Source organism: Rhizobium sp. P2_G9, from assembly GCF_056403475.1.
In genome coordinates, this window is the sequence record NZ_JBFUFK010000005.1 from 129,498 (window position 1) to 143,863 (window position 14,366).

Here is a 14,366-nt window from a genome sequence, read left to right on the forward strand (position 1 = left end):
GCCCGGGCCTCCGGAGCGCATGGTGCGTGGCTCTCCCCGACGTCTTCGGGACTGGTCATGACAAGGCAACTGAATAAACTCATTCCCGCGATTTTCGGCGCAGTCATCCTGGCTGCCGGCTTTGCTTCGACAGCCCAGGCGCAGGCAACCAAGGCTGCCTCCGGCCTGCCGCTGCCGCGCTTCGTGACGCTGAAAGCCAAGAAGATCAACCTGCGCGTCGGCCCAGGCCAGGACTATGCGGTGTCCTGGCTCTATGTGAAATCCGGCCTGCCGGTGGAGATCGTCCAGGAATTCGACAATTGGCGGCGCATCCGCGATGCCGACGGCACCGAAGGCTGGGTGTTTCATTCCATGCTGTCGGGTGACCGGACGGCGATCGCCGCGCCGTGGATGAAGGACAAGACCAATGTCTTCGTCAACATGCACAACGACGAGCGCGACACGGCAAGCGTCATCGCCCGGATGCAGCCCGGCGTGGTGATGAAGATCGACGAATGCAACGGCGCCTGGTGTCATGCCGTTGCTGATGGCGTCAAAGGCTATGTCAGCCAGGCCGAGATCTGGGGAGCCTATCCGGGCGAGGCTTTTACAAAATAAAGCCAGCTTCGATTGCTGCCTGTTTCAGCGACGTCTGCATGCGCGGGCCGATCTGCTGGATCACCATTCCGGCAGCCAGGCTGCCGAGGCGACCACAATCGCTCAACTGGAAACCGTGCGTATAGCCGAACAGGAAGCCTGCGGCGTAAAGATCGCCGGCACCTGTCGTATCCACCAGATTGTCGATCTTAAGCGCCGGCACCGGAATGCGCCGATCACCCTGAACGATGATCGAGCCCTTCTCACTCATCGTCACGGCCGCGAGCTTGCAATCCCTGGACATCTGCTCCAGCGCGGTATCGAAATCCGAGGTCTCGTACAGCGCCAGCGTTTCGGCCCGGTTGGCGAAAACGATGTCGACCGTGCCGGAGCGCATCAGGTCGATGAATTCCTCGCGATAGCGGCCGACGCAAAAGCTGTCGGAGAGCGTCATCGACGTTTCCTGGCCGTGCTCATGGGCGATGCGGGCGCATTCGCGGATCGCTTCCTTGGCGCGCGGCGGATCCCAGAGATAGCCCTCGAAATAGGTGACGCGGGCATTGGCGACCGTTTCCGGCTCGACGTCCTCAGGGCCCAGCTCGACGCAGGCGCCGAGATAGGTATTCATCGAGCGCTCGCCGTCCGGCGTGACGAAGATCATCGAGGTGGCGGTCGGCGGTTTGCTCTGCAACGGCTTGGTCTCGAAATGCACACCCTGGGCACGCATATCGTGGCGGAAAATGTCGCCGAGCTGGTCGTTCGAAACCTTGCCGAAATAGGCAGCCTTGCCGCCRAAGCTCGCAACGCCTGCCGCCGTATTGCCGGCGCTGCCGCCCGAAGTCTCGATCGCCGGTCCCATGCGCGAATAGAGCAATGCCGAACGCTCGGCGTCGATGAGATTCATCGCCGCCTTCTGGATCGTATTGTTCAGGAGAAAATCTTCTTCGCAGCGCGCGATGATGTCGACGATCGCGTTACCGACCGTGAGCACGTCGTAGGAGGTCATTGCCAAGCCTTAAGTCGAGTTTTTTCGCACGAGCTATGGCCTATTTCGCCGAGGCGGAAAAGCTGAAATGCAAAGCTTTCGTGACTATTCCGCAAATTTGTAATGCTTGAGCATGCTTTGACCTGTCGCCTCTGTCCTTTCTGGTGGCGCGAAAATGGGCGCATTACGGTTGCCTTTGATAGCAAATCGCAGCATGACCGTGAGCATATCCCATCAAGGTCCCCGATGCCCGCTTTCCTGACCAGGCCGTTTGCCGGCCTTCATTCCACCAGTGCGGCCGTGATCATCATGCTTGCCAGCATGCTTTGTTTCACGACCAATGACGCGATCGGCAAGTGGCTGACGTCGTCCTATTCGATCAGCATGCTGGTGTTCTGCCGCGGCATTGCCGGGTTGATCCTGCTGTCGCCGTTTCTGTGGAAGGCCGGTTGGCGCAAGCTGTTCGTCCTCGACCGGCCCTTGCTGCTGCTGGTGCGGGTGGCATTGACGATCATCGATTCCTACGCCTTCTATTTCGCCGTCGCCTCCCTGCCGCTCGCCGATGTCATGACCTATTGGCTAGCGGCACCCATCTATGTCGCCAGTTTCGCTCCGCTGCTGCTCGGCGAGCATGTCGGCTGGCGGCGTTGGACGGCGATCGGTTGCGGCTTCCTCGGCGTGCTGGTGGCGCTGGAGCCGTCGCGGGCGATGCTCTCCGCCTCGGCCGTCATCTCCATCCTCGGCAGCATGGCCTTCGGTTTCGTGATGCTTTCGGCGCGTTCGCTGAAGGAAACGCCGGGGATCACCATGATCTTCTGGCAAACGGCGACGGCGACAATCGTCAGCGCGTTCGTCGTGCCGTTTTCCTGGCATACACCGCCTGCGGGCGATATCGTGCCGCTGTTCATGCTCGGTATGCTGGCCATGTTGGCGCATGTGATGGTCAATTGGGCCTTCAAGCTCGCGGATGCAGCGGCGGTGGCGCCGCTGCAATATACGCAGCTTTTCTGGGCGATCGTGTTTGGCTGGCTGTTCTTCGGCGATTTTCCGTCACCCGCCAAATTCATCGGCGCCGGGCTGATCATCGCTTCCGGCCTCTATATTTTCTTCCGCGAGCGGGCGCTGAAGAAGGTGGACAAGGTACTGCCGGCGATCCCGGAATAGAATTCGGCTAAATCTTTTGCTGCAGGCTCTGCAGGATACCGATCAGCGCGGGCGCCATTTCGCGGATTTCCCGCAGGTGTGCTGCACTCAGCCGCAGCAATATCGCTTCTGCCTTTTCTGTCAGCGCCAATGTATGGCGACGCTTGTCGTCGGGGTCGGACTCTCGTGTCACCAGATCAGATGCGCTTAGCCTCCCCACCAGTTCCGTCGCAGTATGAGGCGCAATGAGCAGCCGGTTCGCCAATGTGCCGATGGTCATGGGTTCGTCTCCGGAGTAGCCCTTGATTGCCAGCAGCGCCTGATGCTGCTGGCTCGGCAACCCCTCCTCCTGCGCGGCCGAAGCACTGAATTCCGTGAAGCGCCGCAGGCTGTAACGGAGATCGGCAAGCGCCCGGTAGTCCGCAGGCGAAAGGGTGTCGTTTTGTTCCGGTCCGGTCACAGCGATCTCCTTCATTTCGATATTGAATTATATCGTATTACGATATAATTCAGCCGCAGTTTTGAACGCGGAGCCTAAAGGCGTGCGCGTGATCCGGAGATAGCGCGTTGGAAGAGCCCGAAGCCAGACATCAATATCCCCTGCATGATTTTACCGGTGGTCTTGCTCGTCGCGAAGCGGGCGATTTCACCACGGACAGTCGCGTTCTGGTGTTGACGGGCATGGCGGTCATCGTCGGCACCGGCGGCGCGCTCGCCGCCTGGGTGCTGGTCAACCTGATTGCCCTGGTGACGAACATCATCTGGTTCGGTCATTTCAGCATCGCGACGAGCGCACCCGCAACGGCAGGCCGTTCACTGTGGATGGTCGCGGCACCAGCTGTCGGCGGCCTGGTCATCGGTCTGATGGCCCGGTTCGGATCGGAGAAAATTCGCGGTCATGGCATTCCCGAGGCGATTGAAGCCATCCTGATCGGCGGCAGCCGGATGTCGCCGAAAGTTGCTTTGCTGAAACCCTTGTCATCGGCGATCTCCATTGGCAGCGGTGGTCCGTTCGGCGCCGAAGGCCCGATCATCATGACCGGCGGCGCCATCGGGTCGCTGTTTGCACAATTCTTCCAGATGAGCGCAGCCGAACGCAAGAGCCTGCTGGTCGCGGGGGCGGCGGCCGGCATGACGGCGATCTTCGGCTCGCCGATTGCCGCGGTGATGCTGGCGGTCGAATTGCTGTTGTTCGAATGGAAGCCGCGCAGCTTCATCCCGGTCGTGGTGGCAGCTTGCGTTTCCATCGGCTGGCGGCCGTTGCTGTTCGGCAGCGGCCCGCTGTTCCCAGCCACTTTCCATCTTCAGCTTCCCTGGTGGGGCATCCTGCTCTGTGTGGCAGTCGGCATTCTCTCGGGCTTGCAGTCCGGCGTGCTGACGACCTTGCTCTACAAGCTCGAAGACGGTTTTGAACGGCTGCCGATCCATTGGATTTGGTGGCCGGCGCTTGGCGGCCTTGTCGTCGGATTGGGCGGCTTGATCGAACCGCGCGCGCTTGGCGTCGGTTACGACATCATTTCGGATCTGCTGCACGATCATATCGCCGTGGGCGCCGTCGTCACCATCCTGCTGGTTAAGGCGGGTATCTGGCTGGTGGCGCTGTCATCCGGCACGTCCGGTGGCGTGCTTGCGCCATTGCTCATCCTGGGCGGCGCAATGGGCTGGATTTTCGGCCTCGCTCTGCCCGGCGATCCCGGCTTCTGGGCCCTGCTTGGCATGGCAGCGATGATGGGCGGCACGATGCGCGCGCCGCTCACCGGCACATTCTTTGCCGTCGAGATCACCGGTGATGTCAGCACGCTGGCACCGCTGCTGGCAGCCACCGTCGCTGCCTATGCCGTCACCGTCCTTCTGCTGCGCCGGTCCATCCTGACCGAAAAGATCGCGCGCCGGGGCCAGCATATCACGCGCGAATACGGCATCGATCCGTTCGAGCTCACACGTGCTGCCGAGATCATGATCCGCCAGGTGGATACACTGCCGGCCGCGATGACGGTCGGCAGCGCCTGCGACTTCCTCTCCTCCCCGGAAAAGTCACATCGTGTGTATCCGGTCGTCGATACGGATGGGAAGTTGATCGGCGTCGTTTCCCGCGCCGATGCCTTGCGTTGGCGGGGCAGGCAGGAGTTTTTCGCGCAAAGTCTTTCCGACAGAGTTTCCGACAGCTCTATCCCGGTTGGCCATCCGGACGATACGGTCGGCTTCATTGCCGACTTGATGCTGTCGGCGGATGTCGGCCGCATTCCGATCGTCGAAGCCGAAACCCGCAAGCTTGTCGGCCTCATCGCCCGCAAGGACCTGTTGCGCCTGCGCAGCGCGGTAAAATCCTCGGAGCTGGAACGCCGCCCCTATCTTGGAACTGGATCCGCGAAGGCGGGGTGATCGACGGCGCTACAAATCATCGCGACTGAAATGCAGAGAGATGGCAATCCGTCTCTTCGCATGCCGCACGCTCGACAGAATCGAGCCAGTACGGTGGCCTGTTCAAAATAAAACAATAAATACAATCCGTTGTTTGACATATTATCGCCTTGACGGCAGGCCATTTCAGGCAAATGTATTTTATCCGCAAGAAACAGTTCTAGGAACCGCCCATGTCCGCGCTCGCCGCTCCGCTCATCATTCTCAATCCGCTCGACGATGTCGGCGTCGCGCGCCAGAAAATTTCGAAAGGCGAAGCCACCGGTTACAACGATCTTGTGGCCAAGGACCTGATCGGCCGCGGCCACAAGATGGCGCTCAAGGCGATCAAGACCGGGCAGGAAGTGCACAAGTTCGGCCAGGTGATCGGCGTCGCCACCGCCGATATCGAGCCGGGCCAGCATATCCACCTGCATAATCTGCAGATGGTGCCCTCCGAGCATGACTATCAGCTTGGCTCCAACAACCGTGATGAGCGCTTGCTGCCGGTCAGCGAACGCCGCACGTTCCTCGGCTATGATCGTGGCGCCGGCAATATCGGCACCCGCAACTATATCGGCATCATCTCCTCGGTGAACTGTTCCGCCACCGTCTCCCGCTATATTGCCGAGCATTTCAATCGGAATGGCGGGCTTGACGGTTTCGACAATATCGATGGTGTCGTCGCACTCACCCATGGCGGCGGCTGTGCGCTCAACACCAAGTCCGAAGGCTATCGGATTCTGACGCGCACCATCAACGGCTTTGCCCGGCATCCGAATTTCGGCGGCATCCTGCTGATCGGGCTGGGCTGTGAGACCAACCAGATCCAGCCGATCATGGAACACTACAAGCTGGCAGAAGGTGCACTGTTGCGCACCATGACCATCYAGCAGACCGGCGGCACGCGCAAGACGATCGCCGCGGCGCAGGAGATCATCAAGGAAATGCTGCCGATCGTGAATGCGATCGAGCGCACCGAACAGCCGCTGTCGGCGCTCAAAGTGGCGCTCGAATGCGGCGGCTCGGACGGCTATTCCGGCATCTCGGCCAATCCGGCACTTGGCGTAGCGTCGGACCTGATCGTACGGCATGGCGGCACCTCGGTACTGTCCGAAACACCGGAAATCTATGGCGCCGAACACCTGCTCACCCGCCGCGCGGTCAGCCCGGAAGTGGCGCAGAAGCTCCTGTCGCGTATCGATTGGTGGCGCGACTATACCGCCCGCAATGGCGACGAGCTCAACAACAATCCGTCCTACGGCAACAAGCAGGGTGGGCTGACGACGATCCTGGAAAAGTCGCTGGGCGCGGTTGCCAAGGGGGGCACGATGCCGCTGAAAGCCGTTTATGAATATGCTGAGCCGGTGACCGAAAAGGGCTTCGTGTTCATGGACACGCCCGGCTATGACCCGGTAGCCGTCACCGGCCAGATTGCCGGCGGCTGCAATGTCGTCTGCTTCACCACCGGCCGTGGTTCGGTCTCGGGCTGGAAGCCGGCGCCCTGCATCAAGATCGCCACCAATACCGAGATGTACGAGCATATGGACGAGGACATGGACATCAATTGCGGCGGCATCGTCACCGGCGAGGACACGATCGAAGCCGCCGGCCAGCGCATCTTCGACGACATCATCGCGGTGGCCTCGGGCAAGAAGACGGTCAGCGAGGTCTATGACTACGGCGACAATGAATTCGTGCCGTGGCAGGTCGGCGCAATTACCTGAGCGGACCATTCTTGCAGCTTGAGGGCGGCATGCCCTCAAGCGATCGCAGGCCATGTTTCATCCCGGATCGGCACAGATCGGCTTCCAAACCTTGAATCACTCCATAAACATTTGAGAAATATTCGCAATCTGCAGCAAATAGGCRCGCAGTTAACGAAGCTCACACCAGTTCACGTCTAAGATTAGTGAAATAACTATGTTGGGAAGGCTGCCGCACCTCGATGAACGGCTTGTGGGAACAGCTTATCGGCAACTTTGCGTTTGTCGGTCTCGCGATCTCGATTTGGGCGCATGTGTCGATCTGGTTCCAGCGGCAGCTGGTTGGCTATGAACGGATCGTACTTGGACTGATCGCCGGCGGCACCGCGATCGGCGCGATCGTGCTTGCCGTTCAGTATAGTCCCGGCATCTATCTCGATCTGCGTTATGTGCCTGTGGTGCTTGCAGGCCTGTTCGGCGGCCCGCCGGCTGCTGTCATTGCGATCACGGTCGCCATCATCTTTCGCATCGCGATTGGGGGAGCCGGGGCAATCGACGCGGCGATCGTCATGGCGGCGGTTGGCGCTATCGGTGTGCTTGCCAACCACCTGACAAGGAAAAGACCACCCAAACTCTCGGATGTCGCCATCACCGCTGCCGCCTTTGGCGTCGTGCTTGCCGTGTTCATGGAAGCGCTGCCGATCCTTCACAATGTGCAAGGTCTGGCGCTGATGGGCGTGCCGATTGGGCTGATGAACTGTCTGACGATGGTGATCTGCGGCTTCATCATCCTGAAGACCCGTCAGGTGGAGCTGGACCGCAGCACATTGCTGACCGCATTTTCGCAGTCGCCGGACTTTCTCTACGTCAAGGATAGGGACAGCCGCTTCATCATCGTCAATGAAAACATGTCGCGCCTCTATCAGTTCTCGACACCTGAGGAGATGATCGGGCTGACTGATTTCAACCTGCAGACGCCACCGGTGGCCGAAGAGCTCTATTATTACGAGCAACGCCTCATGCGCACAGGCGAGCCCCTGGTCGACAGCCAAGAGCGCCTAAAGGACAGGCACTTGCTCGCCTCCAAAAGTCCCCTTCGGGACAAGGAGGGGCATGTCATCGGACTTGCCGGTGTGACGCGCGACATCACGGAACGCATAGAACTCGAACGAGCGTTGCGGGAGAGCAAGAACTTGTTGTCGCATGCCATGGCCGGCATGTCGGACGGCTTTGCCATGTTCGATCGCAACGGATTTCTGATCTTCTGCAACGAACAATACCGCAATGCCTTTCCGGACTCGGCCGAAGTTCGTGTCGTCGGCGCCAATATCCGCGATATCCTTCGCCGGATCGCAGAGAAACAGGAACGGACAGATGCGCCGGCGGAAAAATTGGAGGAGTGGGTCGAGGCGGCGGCAGCCACCCTGCACCGCAACAAGGACGAAGAAGTCCAGCTCTCGAGCGGCAACTGGCTCAGCATCCGCACCCGGCTCGCCGAAGATGGCACCGCGATGGTGGTGGTCTCGGATATCACCGCGATGAAGCAGGCTGAAGCTGCGCTCAGGCTGTCGGCCGCGCAATTGAAAAGCCTCGCCGAGACCGATGGCTTGACCGGCCTCGTCAACCGCCGGGCTTTCGACGAAGCATTTGCCCGCGAGTCGGCCCGAAGCGCCAGAAGCAACGCGCCGCTCAGCCTGCTGATGATCGATATCGATTGGTTCAAGGTCTATAACGACACATATGGACATCTGTCGGGCGACGAATGTCTGAAGCGGGTCAGCAATTGCCTGTCGCGCGCAGCAAAACGGGTAACGGATGTCGTTGCCCGCTACGGCGGCGAGGAATTCGTGGTTTTGCTTCCCGACACCAACGAAAAGAATGCGGCTGTTGTCGCGGAGCAATTTGCACACTTCTTACAGGTGGAGAATATCGTCCACTCCGCGAGCGCGTTCGGGCAGGTCACCGCGAGCATCGGCATATGCTGCGCGAAGGGCCGGAGCCTCGGAGTCCAACCGCATCGGCTACTGTCGACCGCCGACGCTGCGCTCTATGATGCCAAGGCACAGGGCCGCAATCGGACTTTGTTCAGGCCATTTGCCGAAGCACAAGCCAAGAAATCCGCTTGATACCATTCCAAAGAACGCTTCTCATCATCTGCCGCTTACCCCTCGCATGGGAAAGCCGGCTTCACGTCGGTGCTGTGACTTGATTTGTCAGCATTGTCATAAAACCATCATTCTGCGTCGTTAGGGCCTGCCACATCCAGAGAGTAAGGGCGGCATGCCGACAGTCCAATCCTATATCCTATGCGCAACGCCGCGAAGCGGCAGTACGCTGCTATGCGATCTCATCGAAAGCACTGGCGTCGCCGGTCGGCCTGCCTCGTATTTCCGCAAGGAGTCGATACCGCGCTGGGCCAGCCGGCTGCAGGTTGGGATCGCCGGCAGCGAAGGCGCGGCTGTTTTCGGCAGAGACTATATCGAAGCTGTGATCGCCGCGGGACGCGGCGGTACCGATCTATTCGGCTTGCGCATCATGCGGGAAAGCGGCGATGAATTATCGGCGCGGCTCGACGATCTGTTTCCTGGCTTGGCCAATGACCGCGCCCGTTTCGAAACGGTATTCGGTCCATCGCTGTTCATTCATCTGTCGCGCAACGACAAAGTTTCGCAGGCCGTCTCGCGCGTCAAGGCGATGCAGACTGGGCTCTGGCACATTGCCGCCGACGGAACAGAGCGCGAGCGAACCAGTCCGGCGCGTGCCATCGTCTATGATCGCGACGAGATCGGCAGATATGTCGATGACCTGACAGCGCAGGACGAAAGCTGGAACAATTGGTTCGACAACAATGACATCGAACCGTTGCGCCTGACCTATGAAGCGCTGTCGCAGGACCCGACGGCCGCGCTGGCGACAGTTCTGGCCGCACTCGGCCTCGACCCCGCCATTGCCTCGGCGATTGAGCCGAAGACCGCAAGGTTAAGCGATGGCGAGAGCCGGAACTGGGTGGCACGCTTCCGCGCGGAGACAGGCCTGCCGCCGCTCGCCGTCCGGTCTCAGCAATGAAACGTGCTTAGCCCGCGCAGGGGAAGGTCGCCTTCACATTGGCCGGCGCCTTGGCGTTGCACGAGGCTTTCTTCAGCGCCGCAGAGCAGCCGGCCGAGAGCTTGGAGGCATTGCTGACCAGGCAGGCAAGCGCCTTGTCGCGGTTGAACACCATGCCGCAATTGGATTTGACGTCGGACTGGCAGGCGGCGCGGACAGCGGCGCGCGGGTCGTCGGCATGGGCGATGGCGGGCAGCGAAAATGCGGCGAGCATGGAAACCAGAATCAACTTCTTCATGTGGACCTCCCCTTTTTGGCAACGACATCGTTGCCGGCTCTGCTGACAGGCCGGCAACATTGCAGAATTGTTTCTGACGTTAAAGAGGTGTCGGCCTCGTCGCGGTCCCGTCTCAGCAATATTGCGCGCCGGTCGTCGCCGTATAAACAGCGTAGAGCGACTTGGTGGCGGTGATGAACAGTCGGTTGCGGCGCGGACCGCCGAAGGCGACGTTGGAGACCGTCTGCGGCACGAGGATCTTGCCTAGCAATGTTCCATCCGGAGCGAAACAATGCACGCCGTCGGCGGCGCTGGTCCAGAGATTGCCTTCGATATCGATGCGAAAGCCATCCGGTAGGCCGGCGTTGACACTGCAGAAGACGCGGCCGACACCCAGCGTCCCGTCATCGTTGACGTGGAACACGCGGATGTGGCGTGGCCATTCGGGGTCGTGGCTGGAGGCGGAATCGGCAATGTAGAGTTTCGATTCATCCGGCGAGAAGGCCAGGCCGTTCGGCTGGCCGAAATCGTCGCAAACCACTTTCAATTCACCGGTCGCGGGATCGAGGCGGTAGACGTTGCGGGTCGCCTGTTCCTGCTCGGCCTTATAGCCTTCGTAATTGGAAAGAATGCCGTAGCTCGGATCGGAAAACCAGATCGTGTCGTCCGACTTGACGATCACGTCGTTGGGAGAATTCAGTCGCTTGCCCTGGTAGCTGTCGGCAAGCACCGTGATCGAACCATCGATCTCGGTACGGATGACACGGCGGGCGCCATGCTGGCAGGAGATGAGCCTGCCCTGCCGGTCGCGGGTATTGCCATTGGTGAAATGCGAATTGGTGCGGAAGACCGAGACGTCGCCGTCCTGCGAATAGCGCATCATGCGCTCATTGGGGATGTCGCTCCAGATCAGGCAGTTGAGATCGGCGAACCACACCGGACCCTCGGCCCAGCGGCAGCCGGAATAAAGCTCGTCGAGCGCCGCGCTGCCGACCCTCAAATGCTGGAAACGCGGATCATGGATTTCATAGATCGATTTGCCGTTCGACATGGCGGTAGTCCCCCTTCAGGCTGGCGTCCTCCAACGCGTGCGGTGAGGAAATCCGCGCCCGTGTTCAAAGTCAAGGCGAAGAACCACACAGGCCGGGCGTCAAACGCACATTGCCTGCAGGGCGCAATTGGAATTGTGCCGGTCTTCTTAATCTGCAATCCTTGCGAAAAATACGAGGAGGACGACCGATGACCGATTACCGCAAGCTGATCGACGCCGAGACATGGGCCTTCATCGACCGCACCAATTCCTACTATCCGCCTGACACGATCGACTACACGGTCGGCCAGCAGCGCGACGTCTATAACCGCATGTGCCACGAATTCTTCGCCGGCTATCCGGATGGCGTGTCGGCGGAGACCAAGGCAATTTCGCTGCCGGACCGCAAGATCCCCATCCGCCGCTATCGCGCCATGCGCTACGATTCCCGCGCCATGCTGCTTTATTTCCACGGCGGCGGCTTTGTCGTCGGAGGGCTAGAAAGCCATGACGACGTCTGTGCTGAGATCTGTCACCGCACGGGCTACGAGGTCGTGTCGGTGGATTACCGGCTGGCGCCGGAGCACAAGCATCCCGCATCCTACGACGATTGCCTTGCCGCTTTCGAATGGGCCGTAGATGCTTATGAACTGCCGATCCTGCTGGCCGGCGACAGCGCCGGCGGCAATCTCGCCGCCGCAGTGGCACATCATACGCGCAACCATCTCCGCAAGCCGATCGGCCAGGTGCTGATCTATCCCGGCCTCGGCGGCGACACGAACCACGGCTCCTATATCAGACACGCCGAGGCGCCGATGCTGACAGTGCGCGATCTTGATTTTTACAGGGAAATCCGCGCCGGCAAACGCGACATTTCCCGGGACACGACGTTTGCACCGCTCGCCGATCGCGATTTCTCTGGCCTGCCGCCGACAGTGGTAATCACCGCCGAATGCGATCCGCTGTCATCGGACGGCGAAGCCTATCGCGACCACTTGCTCGCTGCCGGCGGCAAGGCGTGGTGGCATGAAGAGGCCGGCCTGGTGCACGGCTACCTGCGCGCCCGCCACAGCGTTGCCCGCGCCCGCGAAAGCTTTACCCGCATTGTCGAAGCGGTGAAATCGCTCGGGCGGAAGGAATGGACGCATCCTGTCGTGGCTCCTAGCCATCGCTTGGCGGCGGCCGAGCCTGTGCATCCGATCGACTGATATTTTCCACGCTGAAAACTGCTGATCCGGCCCGAGATGGCGCGCCGGACCCCTTCGCTGTTGCCAAACGGCGACGCTGCACCGCGACATTTTGTACTTTAGGCATGAAATATTGAATGCCAGGCTTGAACGCAAGGCTCCCTTAACATAGGTAGGCTAATCATAAGCATGCATATATTCAGCCGACAAAGCGACAAATGACAAACAAACCGACAGTGGGATTCCTTCTGCACGACGTGGCGCGGCTGATGCGCAAGCGTTTCGAGCAGCGTGCGCGTGGCCTGGGGCTGACCCGGTCGCAGTGGCAAACGCTTGCCTATCTCTCCAAGAACGAAGGCATCCACCAGGGCGGCCTCGCCGAAATCCTGGAAATCGAGCCGATCACGCTGGTGCGCATTCTCGACAAGCTCGCCGAGCGCGGCCTGATCGAGCGGCGCCAGCATCCGACCGACCGCCGCATCTGGCTGCTCTATATGCGCGAAGAAGCCACGCCATTGCTCGACGTGATGCGCGAGATCGGCGAGGCGACGCGCGGCGAAGCCTTCGATGGCGTCAGCAATGAACAGCGCGACGAACTGTTCAACATCCTGTCCACTGTGAAGACCAACCTGATACAGGCCTGCCGGATGCCGGTGGCCGAGAATGAGACGAAGCATGGCTGAGCAAAGTTCCCTCCGCGTTGTGACTGATGAGGACGCGGCAAATTCCTCCGAGAGCGGTGACATCAAGGAAAAGATGCAGCAGAAGGAAACAGCCGCGGAAGCGCCGGCCGCCAGAACTGAGCCTGCTGCCCGGACAGAACCTGCCGCGAAAACCGAACCTGCCGTCAAGCCGGAGACCGCAGCACCCCCAGCCGCTCCGGCTGCGCCTGCATTCGTCAAGGTCAAGCGCCGGCGCAGCGTGACGCGTCCGATCCTCTTCGCACTCCTGCCGATCGCGCTTCTTGCCGGCGGCTATTACTACGTCAATGGCGGGGCGGTGATGTCCACCGACAACGCCTATATCCAGGCCGACATGGTGGGCGTCAACACCGACGTCTCCGGCACCGTTGCCAGTATCAGCGTGCATGACAACGAACAGGTCAAGGCTGGCCAGGAACTCTTCCGTCTCGACCAGGACTCGTTCAAGATCGCGCTTGCCGGCGCCGAAGCGCAGCTCGGCATCGAGCGCAACCAGATCCTGAACCTCAAGGCGAGCTATAAGCAGGCGCTGGCGCAGATCACCCAGGCTCAAGCCGATATCCCCTATTACCAGCTGCAGTTCGAGCGCCAGGAACAGCTGGTCAAGAGTTCGGCCGCGACCAAGGCCGATTACGATGAGGCCAAGCACAATCTCGAAGCAGCGCAGCAGAAGGTCGACGTCGCCAAGGCGCAGGCGGCCACCGCCCTAGCCCAGCTCGGCGGCAATGCCGACCAGCCGGTCGAGGAAAATCCGCTCTACCTGCAGGCCAGGTCGGCCGTCGACAATGCCGAGCGTGAGCTGAACCACACCGTCGTCAAGGCGCCGTTCGACGGCATCGCCACCAATGTCAGCGCGCTACAGGTCGGCACCTACCTGCCGGCGTCGCAGCAGGCCTTCTCGCTGGTCTCCGATACCAAGCTCTGGATTCTCGCCAATCCGAAGGAAACCGAGCTTACCTACGTGAAGCCCGGCCAGACCGCGACGATCACCGTCGACTCCTATCCGGGCGTCGAATGGCATGGCAAGGTCGATAGTATCAGCCCGGCTTCGGGTTCCGCCTTCTCGCTGTTGCCGGCGCAAAACACCACCGGCAACTGGGTGAAGGTCGTGCAGCGCATTCCGATGCGCGTCAGCATTACCGATGTAGCCGGCAAGCCGCCGCTGCGCGTCGGCATGAGCACCCAAGTCGAGCTCGATACCGGCCATATCAACGGCATGCCGAAATTCCTGTCGAATTTCCTGAAAAGCGTCGGCCTCGAAAGCTGGGAACGGGCAATCGTCAAGAGCCACGCATAACGGACCATAAGTAGCGAGC

13 protein-coding genes are annotated in these 14,366 nt (G+C 60.6%); 9 read left to right on the forward strand and 4 right to left on the reverse strand.

What is annotated here, in order from left to right; translation table 11 throughout:
• Positions 1-57: 57 nt before the first annotated feature.
• A complete protein-coding gene (locus AC1DYF_RS06100) occupies positions 58-597 on the forward strand; it encodes an SH3 domain-containing protein (protein ID WP_477875796.1) in 540 nt (179 codons plus the stop codon).
• Here AC1DYF_RS06100 and AC1DYF_RS06105 read toward each other — a convergent pair.
• A complete protein-coding gene (locus tag AC1DYF_RS06105) occupies positions 587-1,582 on the reverse strand; it encodes an adenosine kinase (RefSeq protein WP_477875797.1) in 996 nt (331 codons plus the stop codon). The two genes, AC1DYF_RS06100 and AC1DYF_RS06105, sit on opposite strands and share 11 nt — an antisense overlap.
• Positions 1,583-1,807: 225 nt before the next feature.
• Here AC1DYF_RS06105 and AC1DYF_RS06110 point away from each other — a divergent pair, with 225 nt between their 5' ends.
• Complete coding sequence (locus AC1DYF_RS06110) at positions 1,808-2,725, forward strand: DMT family transporter (RefSeq protein ID WP_477875798.1); 918 nt, start codon at positions 1,808-1,810, stop codon at positions 2,723-2,725.
• A 7-nt stretch (positions 2,726-2,732) separates the two neighbouring features.
• Here the strand turns inward: AC1DYF_RS06110 and AC1DYF_RS06115 are convergent, their stop codons facing one another.
• Complete coding sequence (locus AC1DYF_RS06115; RefSeq protein WP_477875799.1) at positions 2,733-3,179, reverse strand: MarR family winged helix-turn-helix transcriptional regulator; 447 nt, start codon at positions 3,177-3,179, stop codon at positions 2,733-2,735.
• A 92-nt stretch (positions 3,180-3,271) separates the two neighbouring features.
• Between AC1DYF_RS06115 and AC1DYF_RS06120 the strand changes: the two genes are divergently transcribed.
• The 4 genes from AC1DYF_RS06120 (at position 3,272) to AC1DYF_RS06135 (ending at position 9,876) form a co-directional block, all read left to right on the forward strand.
• Entirely contained in the window at positions 3,272-5,086 is a 1,815-nt protein-coding gene (locus AC1DYF_RS06120) for a chloride channel protein (RefSeq protein WP_477875800.1), read from the forward strand.
• A 212-nt stretch (positions 5,087-5,298) separates the two neighbouring features.
• Complete coding sequence (locus tag AC1DYF_RS06125; RefSeq protein WP_477875801.1) at positions 5,299-6,831, forward strand: UxaA family hydrolase; 1,533 nt, start codon at positions 5,299-5,301, stop codon at positions 6,829-6,831.
• Between the two features lie 221 nt (positions 6,832-7,052).
• The gene (locus tag AC1DYF_RS06130; protein WP_477875802.1) at positions 7,053-8,936 is read left to right on the forward strand and encodes a diguanylate cyclase; all 1,884 of its coding nucleotides are present in this window, start codon (positions 7,053-7,055) and stop codon (positions 8,934-8,936) included.
• A gap of 154 nt (positions 8,937-9,090) precedes the next feature.
• On the forward strand, positions 9,091-9,876 hold the full coding sequence (locus AC1DYF_RS06135; protein WP_477875803.1) for a Stf0 family sulfotransferase: 786 nt from the start codon (positions 9,091-9,093) through the stop codon (positions 9,874-9,876).
• Between the two features lie 7 nt (positions 9,877-9,883).
• Here the strand turns inward: AC1DYF_RS06135 and AC1DYF_RS06140 are convergent, their stop codons facing one another.
• Both AC1DYF_RS06140 and AC1DYF_RS06145 read right to left on the reverse strand, forming a co-directional pair.
• On the reverse strand, positions 9,884-10,153 hold the full coding sequence (locus tag AC1DYF_RS06140; protein ID WP_477875804.1) for a hypothetical protein: 270 nt from the start codon (positions 10,151-10,153) through the stop codon (positions 9,884-9,886).
• A 112-nt stretch (positions 10,154-10,265) separates the two neighbouring features.
• Positions 10,266-11,183, reverse strand: a complete 918-nt coding sequence (locus AC1DYF_RS06145) for an SMP-30/gluconolactonase/LRE family protein (protein WP_477875805.1) — start codon at positions 11,181-11,183, stop codon at positions 10,266-10,268.
• 188 nt (positions 11,184-11,371) lie between these two features.
• Here AC1DYF_RS06145 and AC1DYF_RS06150 point away from each other — a divergent pair, with 188 nt between their 5' ends.
• The 3 genes from AC1DYF_RS06150 (at position 11,372) to AC1DYF_RS06160 (ending at position 14,347) form a co-directional block, all read left to right on the forward strand.
• Positions 11,372-12,370: an alpha/beta hydrolase gene (locus tag AC1DYF_RS06150; RefSeq protein ID WP_477875806.1), complete on the forward strand. Its 999-nt coding sequence runs from the start codon at positions 11,372-11,374 to the stop codon at positions 12,368-12,370.
• A gap of 197 nt (positions 12,371-12,567) precedes the next feature.
• Complete coding sequence (locus tag AC1DYF_RS06155; RefSeq protein WP_477875807.1) at positions 12,568-13,032, forward strand: MarR family winged helix-turn-helix transcriptional regulator; 465 nt, start codon at positions 12,568-12,570, stop codon at positions 13,030-13,032.
• Positions 13,025-14,347 carry an HlyD family secretion protein gene (locus tag AC1DYF_RS06160; protein WP_477875808.1) on the forward strand — a complete coding sequence of 441 codons (1,323 nt, stop codon included), beginning with the start codon at positions 13,025-13,027 and terminating at the stop codon, positions 14,345-14,347. The genes AC1DYF_RS06155 and AC1DYF_RS06160 overlap by 8 nt, the downstream gene beginning before the upstream one ends.
• The last annotated feature ends 19 nt before the right edge of the window (positions 14,348-14,366 follow it).